Origin of the sequence: Aeromonas veronii, assembly GCA_041319085.1 — a bacterium.
GTDB lineage: Bacteria > Pseudomonadota > Gammaproteobacteria > Enterobacterales > Aeromonadaceae > Aeromonas > Aeromonas veronii_F.
Genome location: CP101033.1, coordinates 3694841 through 3714764, shown reverse-complemented (window position 1 = coordinate 3714764; position 19924 = coordinate 3694841). Strand labels below are relative to the sequence as shown.

Annotated in this window: 19 protein-coding genes and 1 pseudogene; 15 read left to right on the top strand and 5 right to left on the bottom strand. The window is 60.5% G+C overall.

All coding sequences use genetic code 11. The features are described 5' to 3' along the window. Window positions 1-192: 192 nt before the first annotated feature. Window positions 193-1140: a trehalose operon repressor TreR gene (gene treR, locus NMD14_17670; protein XEI32523.1), complete on the bottom strand. Its 948-nt coding sequence runs from the start codon at window positions 1138-1140 to the stop codon at window positions 193-195. A gap of 210 nt (window positions 1141-1350) precedes the next feature. Between treR and NMD14_17665 the strand changes: the two genes are divergently transcribed. From NMD14_17665 to pbpG, 6 genes are all read left to right on the top strand, one after another. Continuing rightward, window positions 1351-2301 (top strand): AEC family transporter, encoded by a 951-nt coding sequence (locus NMD14_17665; protein ID XEI32522.1) that lies wholly within the window; start codon window positions 1351-1353, stop codon window positions 2299-2301. Between the two features lie 122 nt (window positions 2302-2423). Then, window positions 2424-2618, top strand: coding sequence for a heavy-metal-associated domain-containing protein (locus NMD14_17660; GenBank protein XEI32521.1), 195 nt, complete (start codon window positions 2424-2426; stop codon window positions 2616-2618). 130 nt (window positions 2619-2748) lie between these two features. Beyond that, window positions 2749-3807 (top strand): L-asparaginase 2, encoded by a 1059-nt coding sequence (gene ansB, locus NMD14_17655; protein ID XEI32520.1) that lies wholly within the window; start codon window positions 2749-2751, stop codon window positions 3805-3807. A gap of 234 nt (window positions 3808-4041) precedes the next feature. Next, entirely contained in the window at window positions 4042-5334 is a 1293-nt protein-coding gene (locus NMD14_17650; GenBank protein XEI32519.1) for a hemolysin family protein, read from the top strand. An 18-nt stretch (window positions 5335-5352) separates the two neighbouring features. Further along, window positions 5353-6018 carry a DedA family protein gene (locus NMD14_17645; protein ID XEI32518.1) on the top strand — a complete coding sequence of 222 codons (666 nt, stop codon included), beginning with the start codon at window positions 5353-5355 and terminating at the stop codon, window positions 6016-6018. 159 nt (window positions 6019-6177) lie between these two features. Further along, window positions 6178-7005 (top strand): D-alanyl-D-alanine endopeptidase, encoded by an 828-nt coding sequence (pbpG, locus tag NMD14_17640; protein XEI32517.1) that lies wholly within the window; start codon window positions 6178-6180, stop codon window positions 7003-7005. Between the two features lie 80 nt (window positions 7006-7085). On the opposite strand, the gene ybaK is transcribed toward pbpG, so the two are convergent. The 3 genes from ybaK to NMD14_17625 form a co-directional block, all read right to left on the bottom strand. Next, window positions 7086-7550, bottom strand: coding sequence for a Cys-tRNA(Pro) deacylase (ybaK, locus tag NMD14_17635; GenBank protein ID XEI32516.1), 465 nt, complete (start codon window positions 7548-7550; stop codon window positions 7086-7088). A 220-nt stretch (window positions 7551-7770) separates the two neighbouring features. Continuing rightward, on the bottom strand, window positions 7771-8856 hold the full coding sequence (gene ydiK / locus NMD14_17630) for an AI-2E family transporter YdiK (GenBank protein XEI32515.1): 1086 nt from the start codon (window positions 8854-8856) through the stop codon (window positions 7771-7773). Further along, window positions 8853-10241: a phosphatase PAP2 family protein gene (locus tag NMD14_17625; GenBank protein XEI32514.1), complete on the bottom strand. Its 1389-nt coding sequence runs from the start codon at window positions 10239-10241 to the stop codon at window positions 8853-8855. Before NMD14_17625 ends, ydiK begins: the two co-directional genes overlap by 4 nt. A gap of 185 nt (window positions 10242-10426) precedes the next feature. Between NMD14_17625 and NMD14_17620 the strand changes: the two genes are divergently transcribed. The 9 genes and pseudogenes from NMD14_17620 to NMD14_17580 all read left to right on the top strand — a co-directional run bounded on the left by NMD14_17620 (window position 10427) and on the right by NMD14_17580 (window position 18243). Next, window positions 10427-10804: a hypothetical protein gene (locus tag NMD14_17620; GenBank protein XEI32513.1), complete on the top strand. Its 378-nt coding sequence runs from the start codon at window positions 10427-10429 to the stop codon at window positions 10802-10804. 252 nt (window positions 10805-11056) lie between these two features. After that, window positions 11057-11455, top strand: coding sequence for a ribosome-associated heat shock protein Hsp15 (gene hslR / locus NMD14_17615; protein XEI32512.1), 399 nt, complete (start codon window positions 11057-11059; stop codon window positions 11453-11455). A 77-nt stretch (window positions 11456-11532) separates the two neighbouring features. Further along, window positions 11533-12417 carry an Hsp33 family molecular chaperone HslO gene (gene hslO / locus NMD14_17610; protein XEI32511.1) on the top strand — a complete coding sequence of 295 codons (885 nt, stop codon included), beginning with the start codon at window positions 11533-11535 and terminating at the stop codon, window positions 12415-12417. Between the two features lie 149 nt (window positions 12418-12566). Further along, window positions 12567-14192 carry a phosphoenolpyruvate carboxykinase (ATP) gene (pckA, locus tag NMD14_17605; protein ID XEI32510.1) on the top strand — a complete coding sequence of 542 codons (1626 nt, stop codon included), beginning with the start codon at window positions 12567-12569 and terminating at the stop codon, window positions 14190-14192. 190 nt (window positions 14193-14382) lie between these two features. Continuing rightward, complete coding sequence (locus tag NMD14_17600; protein ID XEI32509.1) at window positions 14383-15048, top strand: GntR family transcriptional regulator; 666 nt, start codon at window positions 14383-14385, stop codon at window positions 15046-15048. A 33-nt stretch (window positions 15049-15081) separates the two neighbouring features. After that, the gene (locus NMD14_17595; GenBank protein XEI32508.1) at window positions 15082-16884 is read left to right on the top strand and encodes an aminopeptidase P family protein; all 1803 of its coding nucleotides are present in this window, start codon (window positions 15082-15084) and stop codon (window positions 16882-16884) included. 54 nt (window positions 16885-16938) lie between these two features. Further along, window positions 16939-17106, top strand: a pseudogene (locus NMD14_17590) (nitrous oxide-stimulated promoter family protein). A gap of 68 nt (window positions 17107-17174) precedes the next feature. Beyond that, complete coding sequence (locus NMD14_17585; protein ID XEI32507.1) at window positions 17175-17678, top strand: GNAT family N-acetyltransferase; 504 nt, start codon at window positions 17175-17177, stop codon at window positions 17676-17678. A gap of 97 nt (window positions 17679-17775) precedes the next feature. Then, window positions 17776-18243 (top strand): hypothetical protein, encoded by a 468-nt coding sequence (locus tag NMD14_17580; GenBank protein XEI32506.1) that lies wholly within the window; start codon window positions 17776-17778, stop codon window positions 18241-18243. Between the two features lie 82 nt (window positions 18244-18325). Here NMD14_17580 and amt read toward each other — a convergent pair whose 3' ends face one another. Further along, a complete protein-coding gene (gene amt, locus NMD14_17575) occupies window positions 18326-19753 on the bottom strand; it encodes an ammonium transporter (GenBank protein XEI32505.1) in 1428 nt (475 codons plus the stop codon). Between the last annotated feature and the right edge of the window lie 171 nt (window positions 19754-19924).

Genomic DNA, 19924 nt, shown 5'->3' with positions numbered 1-19924 from the left:
GGTCTTCCCTCTGTGACGCCATTGAATCGTGGTCTGCATCGCTCTTGAGGGCCACTCTTTGTGGCCCGAGCATTCTTGGTATCGTTCCCATTTAGCATGCCGACAATCTCGCTTGATCAAAATGGGAACGTTCCCATTTCGTGGCCAAGGTCACAAAAAGCGCGTTTTTTGTTCAGCTGGTTGTGATGGGGCTCACAGGGTTCGGCAGGGGGCTATGGTTGCCAGTGGCGGCTGCTCCTGCTCGATCTGATCGAGCAGCTGACGGGCTGCCTGCTCACCCGCCCCCTTGTAGCCCAGATCGAGACTAAGGGCGTTGGGGAAGAGGAAACTGAGCATGGGGTTGTTGCCAAGGCCGGTCACCAGCACCTCGCTACGCCCCTGCTCCTGCAGGTATTTCGCCGCGCCAATAGCGAGGGTATCGCTGGCGCAGACCAGCGCCTGGGTGGTGGGAGTAAGCAGCTCGGCCGCCAGCCGGTAGCCGCTCTGCAGGCTGAGATCGCCGAGGGCGCTGCGCGGGTGCAACCCCTGCTCTGCACAGTAAGCGAGATAGGCGTCGAGGCGACGCTGGCCGGTGGTGAGATCCGAGGCATCCACCCCCAGATAGGCGATGTCGCGGGCACCACGGCTTGCCAACTGCGCCAGCATGGTACACACCGCGCCGGCATCGTCGAAGCAGACCGAGGAGAAACCGGGATATTCGCGGGCGACCAGCACCAGCTTCTCTTTCAGCGGCGCCATGGCGGCATAGTCGAGATCGTTGAAAGCGAACAGGATAATGCCATCCACCCCGCGCCGCTCCAGCACCGCCAGATGCTCCTGCACCTTGGAGGGGGAGAACTTGCTCTCCATCAGCACAGCATCGTAGCCGCGCTGGTAGAGAGTCTCCAGCATGCCGCGCACCGCCTGGTTTTCCGAGCTGGAGTCGAGCCGCGAGACGATGATCCCCACCACCTGCTGGCTCTGGCTGCGCATGGCCCGCGCCGATTTGCTCGGCACGAAGCCGTGCTCGGCGATGACCTGCTCCACCCGCTCGCGCGTAGCCTGCTTCACCTTGGGGTCCTGGTTGAGCACCCGGGAGACGGTCGACTTGCCGACGCCACTGAGTCGGGCGATATCGAGGATGGTCAGTTTTTTGTCCATAAAGTGGCTCACAGGGGCTCGGCGGTGGAATTGCCCACATTGTTGTGATTAACCCCTGTGAATACAAGCCCATGGCGTTAGAATGCCCTTTTGGCCCCGGCGAACGCCGTGCCATTCGCCATCGCACAGGACGCGCATCATGGGTCTATTGGCCAGTCTGCTTCAATCTCTCTCCGTCACGGGCCCCGTCTATCGCACAGGACATCCATCATGAGTCTGCTGGCCAGTCTGCACTTCTCCCTCTCTATTACAGGCCCCATCTGCGTGGTGCTGCTGCTTGGCATCTGGCTCAAGCAGCTGGGTCTGTTGCCCGACAGTTTCGTCGAGTCTGCCTCCCGTCTGGTGTTCCAGGTGACCCTGCCCGCCCTCTTGTTCCTCAGCATGGTGCGCACCGATTTTTCCACCATGCCGAGCCCCTGGCTCATCCTCTATGGCCTGCTCGGCACCCTCACCGGCTTTCTGCTGCTAGAGCTGCTGGCGGCCCGCTTCATCCCCGAGCGGCGCCAGCGCGGCATCTTCGTGCAGGGTAGCTTTCGCGGCAACATGGGGATCATGGGGCTGGCCTATGTGCAGAACGCCTACGGCGCTGAGGGGATCGGTGCTGCCGCCCTGCTGGTGGGCTCGGTCACCGTGCTCTACAACGTGCTCGCGGTGATCACCCTGACCCGCAGCCTTGGTGGCAGCAAGGGGATCAAGCCGATCCTCAGGGGGATCGCCAAAAACCCGCTGATCATCGCCATCGTGGCGGCCCTGCCGTTCGGCCTGCTCGGCATCGAGCTGCCCCAGCTGGTGATCACCACCGGCAACTACTTCGCCAACATGACCCTGCCGCTGGCGCTGCTCTGCACCGGCGCCAGCCTCAACCTCAAGGCCCTGCGCGGCGGCGCCCTGCTGACCGGCTGGGCTACCGCCAACCGGCTGTTCTGCATCCCGGTGCTGCTGGTGATGGGGGCCTGGGCACTGGGCTTCAGCCCGCAGGCGCTCGGCATCCTGTTCCTAATCAGCTCCACCCCCACCGCCGCCGCCAGCTATGTGATGACCCGCGCCATGGGGGGCGACAGCGTGCTGGCCGCCAATATCATCGCCACCACCACGCTGGGCTCGCTGATCACCACCAGTCTGGGGGCCGCCCTGATGAACTACCTGGGGTTGATGTCCTGACCTCATCCGCACATCGGCTGGGAGTAACCCTGATGAACTATCTGAGCATGATGTACTGACTGCTTGACCTTGCCGGAGGCGGCAGCATTACGCTGACAGTCAATCAACAGAGGAGGTATCCCATGACCATCGAACTCACCGTGTCCGGCATGTCCTGTGGTGGCTGCGCCGCCAGTTTGCAAAAAGCGCTGCTGGCCAGACCCGAGGTCACCGCTGCCGAGGTGGATTTCCCCAGCCGCACCGCGCGGGTGGAGGGCTCTCTCGACCAACAGACGCTGATCGCCCTGATCGAAGCCCAGGGCTTTCAGGTAGATTGATTTATCACCATAGAGGTATAAAACAGGTTAAAAATCTGTTCTTATCGGTATTTTGGTGAGTTTTATCACAGACATTGCTGTTTAAATGGGCAAAATTGCTGCAATTATTCCAACCATAAGGATTTGCAGCATGACCCTACCGATCCGCAAGACCCTGCTCGCCGCCATCGTTGGCCTGACCCTCTCCCCGATGGCGATGGCCCTGCCCAACGTTCATATTCTGGCCACCGGCGGCACCATTGCCGGGGCAGGCCAGTCGGCCACCCAGTCCAACTACGAGGCAGGCAAGGTGGCCATCGAAACCCTGATCGCCGCCGTTCCCGAGATGAAGAACGTCGCTGACGTGCAGGGTGAGCAGGTGGTCAAGATCGGCTCCCAGGACATGAACGACGAGGTGTGGCTCAAACTGGCCAAGCGGGTCAACGAGCTGCTGGCCAAGGATGACGTAGATGGCATCGTCATCACCCACGGCACCGACACCATGGAGGAGACGGCCTACTTCCTCAATCTGACCGTCAAGAGCGACAAGCCGGTAGTGCTGGTTGGTGCCATGCGCCCCTCCACCGCCATGAGTGCTGACGGCCCGATGAACCTCTACAACGCCGTGGTGACCGCCTCCGATCCCGCCTCCAAGGGCCGTGGCGTGATGGTGGCGATGAACGATACAGTGCTCGATGCCCGCGACGTCACCAAGACCAACACCACCGGCGTGCAGACCTTCGCCTCCCCTAACTTCGGCCCGCTGGGTTACATTCACAACGGCAAGATCGACTATCAGCGCAGCCCGGCCCGCCAGCACACCAGCAAGACGCCGTTTGACGTGAGCAAGCTCGACAAGCTGCCGCAAGTGGGCATCGTCTACAGCTATGCCAACGCCACCGATCTGCCGGCCAAGGCGATGATGGATGCCAAGTTCGACGGCATCGTCAGCGCCGGGGTAGGCAACGGCAACCTCTACCACACCCTGTTCGATACCCTGGCCAAGGCGAGCAAGGATGGTATCCGGGTGGTGCGTTCCGCCCGCGTGCCGACTGGCGCCACCACCCTGGATGCCGAGATCGATGATGCCAAATACGGCTTCGTGGCCTCCGGTACCCTCAACCCGCAAAAATCCCGCATCCTGCTGATGCTCTCCCTGACCCAGAGCAAGGATCCGGCCCAGATCCAGCGCTGGTTCCAGCAGTTCTGATGAGGGTTGGTTGAACCGTGATGAGCAAGGGCGGGACTTCCCGCCCTTTTCCATCCCGTGGCATCCACCTCGCCGCGCGCTCCGTCTCGTTGGTTCCATCCTTGCCCCTTTTCTCGCCATAGCGGACTCTCGTCAGCAAATTAGCGAGCCGGATCACCCGCTTTCACAAGCGCATCACCGCCAAATTCATTACACTGCCAGCGATCTTATCCACTCAAGGAGTGCTGTTGCGGTATGGAAATATTGATCCTGCTGGGATTGATTTTGCTTAATGGCGTCTTCGCCATGTCAGAAATCGCCATCGTCACCGCACGCAAGGCTCGCCTCGGCAAGCTTGCCTCTGAAGGCAGCCGCTCTGCCGCCATCGCCCTCAAACTGGGCGAAGATCCGACCCATTTTCTCTCTGCCGTCCAGATCGGCATTACCAGCATCGGCCTGCTCAACGGTATTTATGGCGAATCGCTACTTGCCCAGCCTTTCTCGCTCTGGTTGCAGGAGTGGGGACTCCCGGCCAAGAGCAGCGGCCTGATCGCCACCGTCATCGTGGTGGTGGTGGTCACTTACCTCTCCATCGTGGTGGGGGAGCTGGTGCCCAAGCGGCTCGGCCAGCTCAATGCCGAGCGCATCGCCTGCCTGATGGCCCGCCCCATGCACTTACTCGCCACCCTGACTCGCCCTTTCGTCTGGCTGCTGTCTGCCTCCACCAATGCCAGCCTGCGGCTGCTGCGGGTCAACCAGAATGGCAGTAACAATGTCACCGAGGAGGAGATCCACGCCATGCTGGTGGAAGGATCGGAAGCCGGGGTGATCGAAGATCATGAACACACCATGCTGCGCAACGTGTTCCGTCTCGACGAGCGCAGCCTCTCCTCCCTGATGGTGCCGCGCAGTGATATCCGCTATCTGGATCTGGCGCTGCCGCTGGAGGCCAACCTGCAGCGACTGGTGGAGTATCGCCACAGCTATTTCCCGGTCTGCGATGGCAACCTGTCAGAGTTGGTGGGTATCATCAACGTCAGCAAGGTGCTGCACGCCTATATCAAGGGGGAGCCCATCGATCTGGCGGCCCTGACCCAGGAGGGCAGTCTGCTGCCCGAGACCCTCAACGGCGTCGAGCTGCTCAACCACTTCCGCACCCACAGCGAGCAGATGGTGCTGGTGGTGGATGAGTATGGCGAATTGCAGGGGCTGGTCACCCAGCAGGATCTGCTGGAGGCGCTGGCGGGGGATTTCCAGCAGGAGGATGGCAGTGACAACTGGGCTTTCCGGCGCGCCGACGGCAGCTGGCTGCTCGATGGCCTGATCCCGCTGCCGGAGTTGAAGGACTGTCTGGAGCTGGTTCGTCTACCAGAAGAAGAAAAACATCACTATCACACCCTCGGAGGGCTTATCATGCTGCTCCTTGGTCGTGTTCCACACACCGGAGACCTGGTGACACTGGAACAGTGGCAACTGGAAATTGTTGACATGGATGGCCTGCGCATCGACAAGGTGCTCGCCATGCCCTTGACCGATCAACCCAGCTAACCTGCGGAGTTTGCAAGTATGGAGCAGTTTTACCAACTGGCTCACGCCTTTATGAATCACGATTTGAACACCCTTTCCGATCCCAAGATGGCCTTCATGATCTGTGGTGTGATTTTGATGTTTCTGGTACTGGAAAACGGATTCATTCCTACCGCCTTTCTGCCCGGTGACAGCCTGCTGATCCTCACCGGTGTGCTCATCTATCAGGATGTGCTGTCGCTCGGGGTGATCCCGCTGCTGATCATGGCCACCTTTGTCGGCACCTGGCTCGGTTACATGCAGGGGCGATTCCTCGGCCATACCCAGCTCTACCATCGGTTGATGTCCCATGTTGAAGAGCGACACCAGCAGAGGGTCTATCACCTGCTGGACAAGTACGGGATCATTACCCTGATCACCGCGCGCTATATCGCCTTCGTGCGTACCGCCTACCCCTATATCGTCGGCGCCACCGAGCTGCCGCAGGGGCGCTTTCTCATCGTCAATCTGATCAGCTCCATCATGTGGATCTGCCCGCTGGTCGGCACCGGCTACTACCTGAGCCACACCAAGCTGGCAGCCGAATACCAGACCCAGTTCTTCAACATCATCATCTATCTGCCGGTGGTTCTGCTGGTGGGTGGTATGGTGGCGCTGGTCTGGCGCTGGATCAGCAAACGCAAGGCCGCGCAGCCGCGGGATTGATCCCTCGCCCAACGCCCGACCCGAAAGCCCTCGCCAGAGGGCTTTTTTGATCGCCTATTTTGCGCAAATATCAGAAATAGTCCCGCGCGGCCCTTGTCAAGCCGGGGTAAAAATGAGTGAATCTAGCGCCTTTTTTTGGATGGGAATGGAGTCGGTTGTATGTGGTGTCGGATTCGCGCAGCAGCGCTAGTTGTCGGGTTGATGGGAATGCTGGGATTGCCTGCGGTCAGCGCGGCACCCAACCCAGCCAAACTGGACGTACGCTCAAGCAGCGCCCTGGTCGTGGATGTAAAAACGGGCAAGACGCTCTACCAGAAGAATGCCACCAAGGTACGTCCCATCGCTTCACTCACCAAGCTGATGACCGCGCTGGTGGTGCTGGATGCCAAACAGAATCTCAACCAGACCATCACGGTCGACAAGAACGATCTGGATCGGGTCAAACACACTCATTCCCGCATCCGCATGGGCACCAAGGTGACCCGTCGCGATGCCCTGCATCTGGCGCTGATGTCGTCAGAGAACCGGATGGCCTCGGCACTGGCACGTCACTATCCGGGCGGGCGCAGCGCCTTCGTGCGGGCCATGAACAACAAGGCCAGAGCGCTCGGGATGCGCAATAGCCACTTCTACGACTCCACCGGCCTCTCCACCCGCAACGTCTCCACCGCTCAGGATCTGGGCAAGCTGGCCGCCGCCGCCTATCGCCAGCCGCTGATCCGCCAGTTCACCCAGGATGAGAACCGAGAGATGCGCTTCAGCACCCCCGCCTACAGCCTGATGTTCAACAACACCAACCCGCTGGTGAAAAACCCGGATTGGGACGTGCGCCTCTCCAAAACCGGCTTCACTGACGAAGCAGGCCGTTGTCTGGTGATGCGCGCCAAACCGGACAGCCGCGAGCTCGCCATCGTGCTACTCAACTCGGTGGGCAAACGCACCCCGGTCGGTGATGCCAACCGCATTCGTAGCTGGCTGAAAGGCTGAACCACGCAGTCTTGATGGCTGACCGCGGCTCACCCGCGAGAGGCAGCGCGTCCTGGTGTGCAGGCATCAGGCTTCGCCGCTTACTCTTCACCGATAGGCGCGGCGATCCACTTCAGAAGGCGAAGCATATCCTGCGGTGCGACGCCGACCGAGAGGCCGCGCTTGCCACCGCTTACCAAGATCTCGTCAAACAGCATGGCCGACTCGTCCAGCACGGTGGGCAGCAGCTTCTTCTGGGCCAACGGACTGATGCCGCCCACCTTATAGCCGGTCAGCTTCTCGGCTTCCGCCGGCTTCATCATTTCCACCTTCTTGAGGCCGGTCGCCCTGGCCAGCTGCTTCAGGCTGCACATGCAGGATGAGGGAACGATGGCGACCACTGCCTGCTTGTCGTGGTGGACGATCAGGGTCTTGAATACCTGCGCCTCCGGCAACCCGAGCTGGATCGCGGCATGTTTGCCGAAATCGTCGTGGGCCTCGCACTCGTAGGGGTAGAGTTTATGGGGGATCTTGAGCTTCTTCAGTAGATTGATGGCAGGAGTCATGATGGTTGCCTTGAATCGAATCGCATAAAAACAAGGCCAAACAGTCTGCGCCTGTGTCGCGGGGGATGCAAGCCGGAGGGATGAGTGTCGCTGGTGGAACCAAGCTGAACATCCTGTTTGCCGTGGCATCCACGGCATCAACCAACCCGATGCTATTGCCATAAACAAAAGAAGAGCCGCAGATGGCGGCTCGTTGCATTCGCTATTTGTGGCGAAATCTTCACTCAGCCTTGGGTGATGGGGTGACGTCGCTCGCCGGTTGGTTATCTTCCTTGATCCAGGCATCCAGCAGGGTGTAGCCCACCGCCAGCACCACGGGGCCGATAAACAGACCGATGATCCCCATGGTCAGCAAGCCACCGATAACCCCCACCAGGATCAGGATAAGCGGCAGGTCGGCACCACGCTTGATCAGGAACGGGCGCAGGAAGTTGTCCATGGTGCCCGCAATCAGTGACCACACCAGCAGGAAGGTGCCCCAGGTGGTGTCGCCGCTCCAGTAGAGGTAGCCGATACAGGCCAGTAGCACCGGGAAAGGGCCGATCTGGGCAACGATCAGCAGGAACATCACCACCACCAAAATCATGGCGTAGGGGATACCGGCAATCAGCAGGCCGACACCGGCCACCGAGGATTGCACCAGCGCGGTCACCACCACCCCCATCGCCACAGCGCGGATCGCTTGGGAGGCCAGCACGGTGGCATTGTCACCCCGTTGGCCTGCCAACCGTTGGGCAAAACGGCGAATGCCGGTCGCCACCACTTCACCGGAGTGATAGAGCAGGCCGCAGATACCGACCGTCAGCAGGAAGTGGACGAACAGCAGCCCCAGATTACCGGCCTGAGCGGCCAGCCAGCGGGCTGTCTGACCGAAATAGGGCGCCAGCTTGGCAAACAGCACCTGACCACCGCTCGCCAGAATTTGCTGCCAGAACTCATAGAGCTTGCTGCCCACCAGCGGGATCTGTTGCAGCCAGAGTAGCTCCGGCGGTGGTGAGTGGCTGATATGGGTGCCCAGCTCGATCAGCATCGGCGCCTTCTCCGCCACATTGGCCAATGCCATAAAGAGCGGGATGACAAATATCAGCAGCAGCACCAGCGTCATAAACAGGGCTGCCAGTGAACGCTTGCCCCACAACAGCCGTTGCATCATCAGCATCAGCGGCCAGGTGGCGATGGTGATCATGGTGGCCCACACCAGCGCAGGCAGGAAGGGCTGCAATACCATGAAACAGGAGATAATCAGGATGCTGATAAACAGCACTCCCAGGGTTATCTTGGCCAAATCCACTTTTTTCACATTCATAGCGTTCCCTTGTCAGAGCCGTTGCCCTTGGGTCGTGTGTCGCATTGCAAGAAAGAGAGTATCCACCAGAGGCCAGCGCTCAACCAGAGCCCCAGCCCGAAAAAGAGCGATAGCTGACCAAGCAGAATGGCCAGCGAGCTGCTGGTCAACAGTGGCAGCGCCCACAGTCCCGCCCCGATCACTGTGCCCCCCGCCAGCGTCACACCACCGGTCAACAGCGGCGAATAACCGTCACGGGGCAAGGGTGCCAGCCCACCGAGCCAGAGGCCGAATGCTGCCAGCCCAATCCCGGCCAGATGGGCCGACTGGGCCAAGCCTGCGATCAGCAGGCTGGTTGCAATCAGTAGCAGCCAGCCTGCCACACCCCCATCCAGTCGCCAGCAGGGGCGAGCAGCCAGCAGCAAGCCGCCTATCAGCAGCCCAACCGCCACGTCGGAGATAAAGTGCACCCCAAGCCAGACCCGCGCCAGACCGGTGACCAGCGCCAGCAGCAGCGCCAGCGAGATCGCCCGCCAGCGGTGGGTCGGCCATAGCCAACCAAGCAGCGCCCCCCAGAACAGCAGCGCCGAGGCGGTATGGCCACTCGGCATACCAAAGCCTTGCACGCTCTGGGCCGCCAGCAGCGGTTGCAGATGGAAGGGGCGTGGCCAGCCAATCCCCTCCTTGCCCGCTTGCACCAGCAGCCCAAGCCAGAGCATGGCGAACAGCAGTTGGCGCAGCCGCGACCACCCCAGCAGTGGGAGCAACAAAGGTATCAGGGCAAGCTGAAAGCCGCCTGAACCAAACAGATTGCTGACCGACAGCCACCACGCATCGGGCCCCAGCCACTGCTGCAGGCGCAGCATCAGCGGGATCTCGGCCTGATGCAGCGCATTGCCCTGCGCCACGAAATCGGCCTGCCAGTGCACCTCGCTCTCGGGCACTTGATCAAGTCGGGCTTGCAGCCAGTCGAGCTGATCCGGGAAGCGGCGCTGCTCGCGGGGCAGCTTGTCCACCGCGATCAAGCGGGCGTTAAGGATTTCGCCCCCCAGATTGGGGGCCTTCAGGATCGAGACAAACACGGTGTCTTGCTGAGCGACAATAGGTTCCAAGGTGCGGCAGGCAAAGACCTGCGCTTTCTGCCAGCGGCCAAGATCCTCGACGATTTCGCCGTGCAAGCCGGTCTCTTCATACAGCTCGCGCAGCGCCGCCTGCTGCGGGCTCTCGCCGCCATCGATATAACCGCCGCTCAGGCTGTAGCGGGAGGAGATGCGATCCTGCACCAGCAGCAGTTGATCCTGATGGCGGATGGCGCAGGCGGCCGCCGTGGGGGCCGCCAGTTCGGCACTCACCGCAGGCACAGCGGCAACCAGCGTCAGCAACAGTAAAAGGAGGGTTCTCGACATCAATTTGCTTTCCCTATGCACAATGGCGACAAGCCTCCCAGAAATCAGATAGTTGGGCAACGGTAGCGGCCGGATCACTGCCGTTCCGACCGCGCTGGCGGTGCATGGAAGATTGCGATGAAGCAGGGCACTCCCTACTATTGGCGGCTATCTTCAATGTCATGCAGCAAACGCTGGAGCCCTCCATGAGACAGTTCGGCTTTTTCCTTGGCATCGCCATCGGTGTCATTTTGATCCTGTTCGGCAGCATCGTCATCTTCCAGGCGCTCCCTGCCGCACTGGATGTGCTGGAGATGCCAAGCCGCATCCCGTTCGTGCGCGAGGTCTACACCTGGCTGATGACCAGCGCCAACGGCCTGACCGCCCAGCTGGAGCAGAACTTTCTGGAAGCCTTCCAGACCGTGCTCAAGCTGATCCTGCTCATCACCTTCATGTGGGTCTGCGTCAAGCTGGTCAACATGGGGGTGCTGATTATCCGTGCCGGGGTTGACCTCATCCGCACCGCCATCGCCCACAGCGAAGGTAAGGAAGAGAAGAAAGTCGAACCGCAGGATCGCTTCTGATCACCGACCTGACCGGCCAATTGCACTGAACGATGGCGCCCCGCGAGGGGCGACATCTTTTATGCAACATATGGCAGGCAATCTACCCCTTACGGCCAGATCCCCCGCTTTTCCCTTGTTAATCAGCAAACTGCCCATATGTTGCGTGGTCAGGACAACAGCGGGGCACGCCTTCGCTGCCGGCCGGTTTCTATCCAGCGGCCCGCCTCTGGTATAATCGACCACCCCTTTTCCCCGTTATGGAGCCGGTTCATGGCCAATCATCCGGAAAGTGCCCTCGAGGTTCGTCTCGACAAGTGGCTGTGGGCGGCCCGTTTCTACAAGACCCGCTCCATTGCGCGGGATCAGATAGACGGGGGCAAGGTGCACTACAATGGTCAGCGCAGCAAACCGGGCAAACAGGTGGAAGTGGGGGCACTGATCCGCTTCTGGCAGGGACAGGACGAACGGGAAGTGCGGGTGCTGGCCTTGAGCGAGCAGCGCAAATCGGCCCCGCTGGCCCAGCAGCTCTATGAAGAGACCGCCGAGAGCCTGAAAAAACGGGCCGAGAACAGCGAGGCACGCCGCTTCAATAGCCAGTTTGCCCCCAGCCCCGAGCGCCGCCCCGACAAGCAGGAGCGACGCCAGTTGCTCAAGGTCAAACAGTACTGACCGACCCCGATTTGATACCGGGCTGGCAGCAACCCCAGCCCGCCCGATTTACCTCACCGAAAAGCCAGGAATACATGATGAGCAACCAAGATCTGCTGTATCGCTATCTGTTTGAAGAGTACGAAGTGCGTGGCGAGCTGGTCCAGCTGGATCACACCTACCGCCACGTAGTGGAAGCCCAGAACTACCCGGTGCAGGTGCAAAAACTGCTGGGCGAACTGCTGGTCGCCACCAGCCTGCTGACCGCCACCCTCAAGTTTGAAGGCTCCATCACAGTGCAACTGCAGGGCGATGGCCCGGTGCGTCTGGCCGTGATCAATGGTGACAACAACCAGCAGCTGCGCGGCGTGGCCCGCTATGAAGGCGAGCTGCCGAGCGATGGCAAGCTGCAGAGCCTGATTGGCAACGGCCAGCTGATCATCACCATCACCCCGGAGCAGGGCGAGCGCTATCAGGGCATCATCGCGCTGGACGCCGATACCCTGGCGGGCTGCCTGGAGCACTACTTCGCCCGCTCCGAACAGCTGGCCACCAAGTTGTGGATCCGTACCGGCTACCATGAAGGCGAACCGCGTGCTGCCGGCATCATGCTGCAGGAGCTGCCCGCCCAGAGCGAGGATCACAGCAACGATTTCGATCACCTGACCCAGCTCACCAGCACCATCAAGGATGAAGAGCTGTTCGGCCTGCAGGCAGAAGAGATCCTCTACCGTCTCTACCATCAGGACAAGGTGCGGGTGTTCGATCCGCAGGCGGTCGAGTTCCGCTGCACCTGCTCCCGCGAGCGCTGCGAAGGGGCCCTGTTGCAGATAGAAAAGGAAGAGGTAATGGAGATGGTGCAGGAGCTCGGCAAGATCGACATGCACTGTGATTATTGCGGCGCCCAGTACCAATTTAATGGGATCGATGTCGAAACCCTGTTCAGCAGGGCTCCCGGCAATGATGCAAACCAGTTACACTAATTAAAGGCGGGCAAAACCCGCCTTTAACTTTAATAACAAAAAAATACCCTATTTTATAAAGTTTGATGGCGATCGCTAAACTCTACCACCTAAGTGATAGGATGACCGTCAGATAGAACCCTACCAACCTCTGAACCCAGGAGAATACAATGACAATCGTGGCAGAACCCACCCTGGCCCAACAATTAGGACTGGACCAGTACGGCATCAAAAACAGCCAAGAAATCGTTCGCAACCCCTCTTACGAGCAGCTTTTCGCGGAAGAGACACGTGCTGACCTGGAAGGGTTCGAGCGCGGTGTGGTGACCGAACTGGGCGCCGTCAACGTCAACACCGGTATCTTCACCGGTCGCTCCCCGAAAGATAAATATATCGTCAAAGATGCCACTACCCAGGATACTGTGTGGTGGTCTGACCAGGGTAAAAACGATAACAAAGCCATTACCCCGGAAGTATGGTCACATCTGAAGGCGCTGGTTACCAAACAGCTCTCCGGCAAGCGCCTGTTTGTGGTCGATGGTTTTTGCGGTGCCAACCCGGATACCCGTCTGGCCGTGCGCATCATCACCGAGGTGGCTTGGCAGGCACACTTCGTGAAAAACATGTTCATCCGCCCGAGCGATGAAGAGCTGAAAACCTTCAAGCCTGACTTCGTGGTGATGAACGGTGCCAAGTGCACCAACCCGAACTGGAAGGAGCAGGGTCTCAACTCCGAGAACTTTGTTGCCTTCAACATGACCGAGAAGATGCAGCTCATCGGTGGCACCTGGTACGGTGGCGAGATGAAGAAGGGCATGTTCTCCATGATGAACTACTTCCTGCCCCTGCGCGGCATTGCCTCCATGCACTGCTCCGCCAACGTGGGTCAGGACGGCGACGTTGCCATCTTCTTCGGCCTCTCCGGCACCGGCAAGACCACCCTCTCCACCGATCCCAAGCGTCAGCTGATCGGCGATGACGAGCACGGCTGGGATGACCACGGCGTGTTCAACTTCGAAGGCGGCTGCTACGCCAAGACTATCAAGCTCTCCGAAGAGGCGGAGCCGGACATCTACCACGCCATCCGTCGCGATGCGCTGCTGGAGAACGTGACCGTTGCTGCCGATGGCACCATCGACTTCGATGATGGCTCCAAGACCGAGAACACCCGCGTCTCCTACCCCATCTATCATATCGACAACATCGTCAAGCCGGTCTCCAAGGCAGGTCACGCCACCAAGGTGATCTTCCTGACTGCCGACGCCTTCGGCGTGCTGCCCCCGGTCTCCAAACTGACCAAGGAGCAGACCAAATACCACTTCCTGTCTGGCTTCACCGCCAAACTGGCCGGTACCGAGCGCGGCATCACCGAGCCGACTCCGACCTTCTCCTCCTGCTTCGGCGCAGCCTTCCTCTCCCTGCACCCGACCAAGTACGGTCAGGAGCTGGTGAAACGGATGGAAGCGGCAGGTGCAGAGGCCTATCTGGTCAACACCGGCTGGAACGGCACCGGCAAGCGCATCTCCATCAAGGATACCCGCGCCATCATCGATGCCATCCTGGATGGCTCCATCGAGAAGGCCGAGACCAAGGTGCTGCCAATCTTCAATCTGGAGATCCCGACCGCGCTGCACGATGTGAACCCGGCGATCCTCGACCCGCGCGACACTTACGCCGAGAAGGCCGAGTGGGATGCCAAGGCCGTCGATCTGGCAGGCCGTTTCATCAAGAACTTCGAGCGCTTCACCGATAACGACGAAGGCAAACGTCTGGTTGCGGCAGGCCCGCAACTGTAATAGTCGCGCTTCGTATCCATGACATCATGCCGGTCAGCCACGCTGACCGGCATTTTTTTTATGGCAGCCCCGAACGCTACCCGCTACGCCGCGACAGACCCCGAAACCTTGCCTTGCTAGTCCTGACGGGGTAGATTCAGCTAAACTTTATACAATATACAATTTTGTAACGCTCACTCGTGACCCGACCATGACCCCACCCTACAAGACCCGAACCCAGATGGTGATGGAAAACCTCCGTGGCCGGATCCTCCGTGGGGAGTTCCCCGCTGGCGCCCCCTTGCGTCAGGATGCCATCGCCAAAGAGCTGGCCGTGAGCCGCATTCCGGTGCGCGAAGCCCTGATGCAGCTGGAAGCGCAGGGGCTGGTGAAGTTCGAGGCCCATCGCGGCGCCGTGGTCACCATGCTGGACGCCTCGGCCATCGAAGAGCTCTTTTATTTGCGAGCACTGCTGGAAGCCGATACCCTGTTTCACGCCGTCGACAAGATGACGGAAGCCACCTTCGCGCAAGCGGAGGCGATCCTCGCCCAGTTTGATCACGCCCTGGAGTCAGGCACCCAGATCGAACATTGGGCCGAGTTGAACCACAGCTTTCACGCCACCCTCTATCAGGCAGCCGATCGCCCCCAGGCACTGGATCTCATCGCCCAGATCAATCTGAGCTGTGACCGCTATGTCCGCTTCGAGCTGCTGTTTGCACTGGGTGGCGTGGACAAGGCGGAGCGTGAACACGCCCAATTGCTCGAACTGTGCCGCGCCCGGCGCAAGCACGAGGCGGTGGTTCTGCTCAGGCAGCATATCGAAGCAGCAGGCCAGTCGATCAAGCGGATCCTGGCCAGCGGCCATAAAAACTGAACACTCATATAGCAACCATCTGGCACTAACGACATGAATCATTTCGAGATTATTGAAACCCGCGTCGCCCAAGTCAGGGCCGAGCTGGCCATGCAGGAGTTGGACGCCTTTATCGTCCCCCACGATGATGAGCACCTCGGCGAGTACATCCCCGCTTATGCCGAGCGGCTTGACTGGATCACCGGTTTCAACGGCTCTGCCGGCGTCGCCATCATCATGACCCAGCGGGCAGCCCTCTTTGTCGATGGTCGCTACACGGTGCAGGCGCGGATGCAAACCCCCGCCGCACTGTTTGAATTCCTCCACCTCATTGAACATCCCCATGTGCAGTGGTTGGCCGAGCAGTTGCCGTCAGGTTCACGGGTTGGCTTCGATCCCCGTCTGCACAGCCTGAGCTGGTACAAGAGTGCCAACGCCGTGCTGGCCGAGCATGGTATCGAGCTGATCCGCGTCGAGCAAAATCCCATCGACCAGCACTGGAGCGATCGCCCCGAGCCGACCAAGAGCCCGGTCATCCTCTATAGCGAGGAGCTGGCGGGCCAGTCCAGTCAGGCCAAGCGTGAACTGCTGGCGAGCGATCTGCGCAAGCGCGGGCTGGATGCGGTACTGCTGACCCAGGCCGAGCCCATCAACTGGTTGCTCAACCTGCGTGGCCGCGACATCGACCGCCTGCCGGTGGTGCTGGGTTTTGCGGTGCTCTACGCCAATACCAGCATGGATTTCTTCGTCGACACCGACAAAATCGACTGTTTCGCCTTCACCCAACACGTTGGCCAAGACGTCTCCGTCTACCCCATCGACAAGCTGGGTGACGTGCTGCAGCGCATCGGTGAAGATCAGCAGAAGGTGCTGGCCGATCCGGACAGCGCTAACGCCTGGACCCAGCTCATTATGGAAGAGGCGGGCGCTATGCTGGTGGCTGGCCAAGATCCGACCATGCTGCCTAAAGCATGCAAGAACGAAATCGAGCTGACCGGCATGCGCGCCGCCCATCTGCGCGATGGTGTCGCCATGACCCGCTTCCTCGCCTGGCTGGATCGACTGGTCGCCTCCGGCGAGTTCGAGGGGGTGGATGAAGGCACCCTGGCCGATCAGGTGGAAGCGTTTCGCCGCGAGCAGGCGCACTACGTCGAGCCGAGCTTCGATACCATCTCCGCGCTCGGCCCCAATGCCGCCATGTGCCACTACCACCACACCAATGGTGTGCCGCGTGCGTTCGGCCAGGATGGCCTCTATCTGCTGGACTCCGGCGCCCAGTATATGGATGGCACCACCGACATCACCCGCACCATCAAGGTGGGTGAGGTGAGCGATGAGCAGAAAGCGATGTTTACCCGGGTACTGCAGGGTCATATCGCACTGGATCAGGCCCGCTTTCCCCGTGGCACTGCCGGTATCCAGCTCGATGTGCTGGCCCGCATGCCGCTGTGGCAGGCCGGCTACAACTATGATCACGGCACAGGCCACGGCGTCGGCCACTTCCTGAGTGTCCACGAAGGACCCCAGCGCATCGCCCCGAAAGGGAACATGGTGGCGCTGCAGCCGGGCATGGTGCTCTCCAACGAGCCGGGCTACTACCGGGAAGATGGTTTTGGTATCCGCTGCGAAAACCTGGTGGTAGTGAGCGAGCTGGAGCAGAGTGGCGAGCTGCCGATGCTGGGCTTCGAGCGGCTGACCTATGTGCCGTTCGATACTCGCCTGATCGACCGCAGCCTGCTGAGCCCGGCCGAGTTCCGCTGGATCAACGAATACCACGTCGAGGTGTTCCGCCGTCTGAGCCCGCTGCTCGAGGGCGAGGATCTCGCCTGGCTGGCGCAGGCAACCAGCCTGATCTGATGACACAGGGCCTGCGGGCCCTGTTTTTCATCCCCCTTTGACCTGTATCACCCCCAAAACCAGCCAGTGATGATGTGGTGAGGCCCGCGTATGTTGCTGCACCACCCTTGGCTCACCTTCCGCCACCTGCTCGATGATTGGCGCAACGCCCCCAAATTGCCCCAGAGTCGGCCCCTGCCGCCACTCCCTTGCATCCGGCAGGGGATGGCCGATACCCTATGACTCCTGTTCTGTCGTTGACTCCGAGGTCAACGGCCCTTGCCGACCCGTTTATTGTCGATGGAGTCCTGATGTACCACACCCCACCTTTGCTACGCACCGCCACCCACGCCGACATGCACGCCATCTGGCAGATCGATGCCAAGGTATTTGGCGACGATGTTTATCCCGCCTTCTTTTTCCGTCAGGCGATGGATTTGTGGCCCGACCTGTTGTTGGTAGCCGAATACGAGGGGCAACTGGTGGGTTATGTACTGGGTGGTTTTGGTCAGAATCGGTCGCACGGCTGGGTGCTCTCGCTGGCCGTACTGCCCGAGGCTCGCGGCTTTGGCCTCGCAGAGCGGATGATGCGCCAGATGGAGGAAAACCAGCAGGCGCTACAGCCACAGATCGGCGAACTGCGACTCACCGTTGATCCGGCCAATCCGGCCCAGCGCCTCTATTACCGGCTCGGCTACCAACTGGTGGCGGAGGTGGCCGACTATTTCGGCCCCGCTGAGGCGCGTCTGGTGTTGGCTAAAAAACTCTCAGGTACAGCTGCGATTCAAGGACAAAACCAGTTACAGAACGAATAATTGATTACATTTTGTCGATTTCATGTGTGATGAGGTTGGCGTAGAGTGCCCTCATCAACCTGACCGTTCTAATTGCATACCGCCCAGGAGGCCCACCATGTTGAAGCGTATGACCCTTATTGCCTTGCTGGCCGCGACCACCATCACCGGTTGTGCCAACAGTGATACCTACTCCGGCGACGTCTACACCAAAGATCGCGCCAAACAGGTGCAGACCGTCAGCTACGGCACCATTGTCTCCACTCGCCCGGTGCAAATCCAGGCCGATGAGGACTCCCTGCTCGGCACCATTGGTGGCGCCGTGGTCGGCGGCCTGCTTGGCAGCACTGTTGGTGGCGGCACCGGCCGCGATATCGCAGCAGCAGGCGCAGCGCTCGCCGGTGCGGCGGCAGGCAAAGCCATCGGCAACAAGATGAATCAGGTCGACGGTGTCGAGTTGGAGATCAAGAAAGAGAATGGCGAAGCCATCGTGGTGGTGCAGAAAGCCAGCCCCACCTTCACCCCGGGCGCGCGGGTGCGCATGACCCAGGGCAATGGCAGCATCAACGTGGCCGTCGTGAACTAAGAGTGTGAACTCAGGCTTTGCAGCGCTCGAGTCATAAAAAAACCGCCGATCCCGGCGGTTTTTTGTTGTCTGGTATTCGGGATTACATGCTGTAAGCCTTCTCGCCGTGGGAGGTGACATCCAGCCCTTCCCGCTCGGCATCGCCATTCACCCGCAGACCCACCAGCATGTCGACCGCCTTGAAGGCAATCGCCGCCACGGCACCGGACCAGAGCAGGGTGACACCCACCCCGATAGCCTGGATCTTCACCTGAGCCAGGATGGAGTAACCCTCGGCAACCTGATTGGTGACATAGTCCCACACCCCGGTGCCGCCCAGATCCGGGCTGGCAAAGACGCCAGTCAGCAGGGCGCCGAGAATGCCGCACACCCCGTGCACACCAAACACATCCAGACTGTCATCGGCACCCAGCAGGCGCTTGAGACCGTGGACGCCCCACAGACCCGCCACGCCACTGATCAGACCCATAATCAGACCTCCACCCACGCCGACGAAACCGGCCGCCGGGGTGATCACCACCAGACCGGATACCGCGCCAGAGGCGGCACCCAGCAGAGAGGGGCGCCCTTTCATCATCCACTCGGCCAACGTCCAGGAGAGCGCAGCCGCAGCCGGTGCCACCCAGGTGTTGATAAAGGCGAGTGCCGCGATACCGTTGGCTTCCAGTGCGGAGCCAGCGTTGAAACCGAACCAGCCAAACCAGAGCAGGGAGGCACCGATCATGGTCATGGTCAGGCTGTGCGGGGTCATGGGGTCACGACCGTAGCCCAGACGCTTGCCCACCAGATAGGCGCCCACCAGACCCGCCACGGCGGCATTGATGTGCACCACGGTGCCGCCTGCAAAGTCCAGCGCACCATGCTGGAACAGATAACCGGCTGTCGCGGTCGCCGTGGCGGCAGCCTCGGCGCTGGTATAGGCATCCGGGCCCGCCCAGTACCACACCATATGAGCCAGCGGGATGTAGGCGAAGGTGAACCAGATCACCGAGAAGAGCAGCACGGCGGCGAACTTGATGCGTTCGGCAAACGCCCCCACAATGAGGCCGCAGGTGATGGCGGCAAAGGCCCCCTGGAACACCACATAGATTAGCTCGCTGATACCGACACCCTTGCTGAAGGTGGCAGCGATGGAGTCAGGCGTCACCCCCTTGAGCAGCACCTTGCTGAAGGAGCCGTAGAAATTGCCCCCCTCGGTAAAGGCCAGCGAATAGCCGTAAATCACCCAAAGCACGCAGATGAGGCAGAACAGGGTAAAGACCTGCATCAGCACACTTAGCATGTTCTTGGCCCGCACCAGACCACCGTAGAAGAGGGCGAGACCGGGGATCGACATCAGGATCACCAGTGCCGCCGAGAGTAGCATCCAGGTGTTGTCCCCCTTGTTGATTGTCATGGTGGCAACCGGTGCCACCGCAGCCTGTACCTGAGCGACCTCATCGGCCCAACTTGGGGTAACCAGCAAGGCAGGCAACATCGTCAGACCCGCCATCATCCATTTTTTGACCATAGAGCACTCTCCTTCCCTGTCGTACCGGTCCGAGACCGGCGCCGTTTTCCTGATTGAATCTGTGGCGAGCCGCAGGGTGTTGCTGCAACCCGCCAGAATCACACCGTGCCCGGCACGGGGATCTCTCTTGCCACGTCCTGTTCACAGCGTCTGCCGCCGATGACTGCAAGA

Excerpts from the sequence above, each read along its gene's own strand:
- treR (XEI32523.1), bottom strand. The coding sequence starts at position 1,140 with ATGGACAAAAAACTGACCATCCTCGATATCGCCCGACTCAGTGGCGTC.
- NMD14_17665 (XEI32522.1), top strand. The coding sequence starts at position 1,351 with ATGAGTCTGCTGGCCAGTCTGCACTTCTCCCTCTCTATTACAGGCCCC.
- NMD14_17660 (XEI32521.1), top strand. The coding sequence starts at position 2,424 with ATGACCATCGAACTCACCGTGTCCGGCATGTCCTGTGGTGGCTGCGCC.
- ansB (XEI32520.1), top strand. The coding sequence starts at position 2,749 with ATGACCCTACCGATCCGCAAGACCCTGCTCGCCGCCATCGTTGGCCTG.
- NMD14_17650 (XEI32519.1), top strand. The coding sequence starts at position 4,042 with ATGGAAATATTGATCCTGCTGGGATTGATTTTGCTTAATGGCGTCTTC.
- NMD14_17645 (XEI32518.1), top strand. The coding sequence starts at position 5,353 with ATGGAGCAGTTTTACCAACTGGCTCACGCCTTTATGAATCACGATTTG.
- pbpG (XEI32517.1), top strand. The coding sequence starts at position 6,178 with ATGTGGTGTCGGATTCGCGCAGCAGCGCTAGTTGTCGGGTTGATGGGA.
- ybaK (XEI32516.1), bottom strand. The coding sequence starts at position 7,550 with ATGACTCCTGCCATCAATCTACTGAAGAAGCTCAAGATCCCCCATAAA.
- ydiK (XEI32515.1), bottom strand. The coding sequence starts at position 8,856 with ATGAATGTGAAAAAAGTGGATTTGGCCAAGATAACCCTGGGAGTGCTG.
- NMD14_17625 (XEI32514.1), bottom strand. The coding sequence starts at position 10,241 with ATGTCGAGAACCCTCCTTTTACTGTTGCTGACGCTGGTTGCCGCTGTG.
- NMD14_17620 (XEI32513.1), top strand. The coding sequence starts at position 10,427 with ATGAGACAGTTCGGCTTTTTCCTTGGCATCGCCATCGGTGTCATTTTG.
- hslR (XEI32512.1), top strand. The coding sequence starts at position 11,057 with ATGGCCAATCATCCGGAAAGTGCCCTCGAGGTTCGTCTCGACAAGTGG.
- hslO (XEI32511.1), top strand. The coding sequence starts at position 11,533 with ATGAGCAACCAAGATCTGCTGTATCGCTATCTGTTTGAAGAGTACGAA.
- pckA (XEI32510.1), top strand. The coding sequence starts at position 12,567 with ATGACAATCGTGGCAGAACCCACCCTGGCCCAACAATTAGGACTGGAC.
- NMD14_17600 (XEI32509.1), top strand. The coding sequence starts at position 14,383 with ATGACCCCACCCTACAAGACCCGAACCCAGATGGTGATGGAAAACCTC.
- NMD14_17595 (XEI32508.1), top strand. The coding sequence starts at position 15,082 with ATGAATCATTTCGAGATTATTGAAACCCGCGTCGCCCAAGTCAGGGCC.
- NMD14_17585 (XEI32507.1), top strand. The coding sequence starts at position 17,175 with ATGTACCACACCCCACCTTTGCTACGCACCGCCACCCACGCCGACATG.
- NMD14_17580 (XEI32506.1), top strand. The coding sequence starts at position 17,776 with ATGTTGAAGCGTATGACCCTTATTGCCTTGCTGGCCGCGACCACCATC.
- amt (XEI32505.1), bottom strand. The coding sequence starts at position 19,753 with ATGGTCAAAAAATGGATGATGGCGGGTCTGACGATGTTGCCTGCCTTG.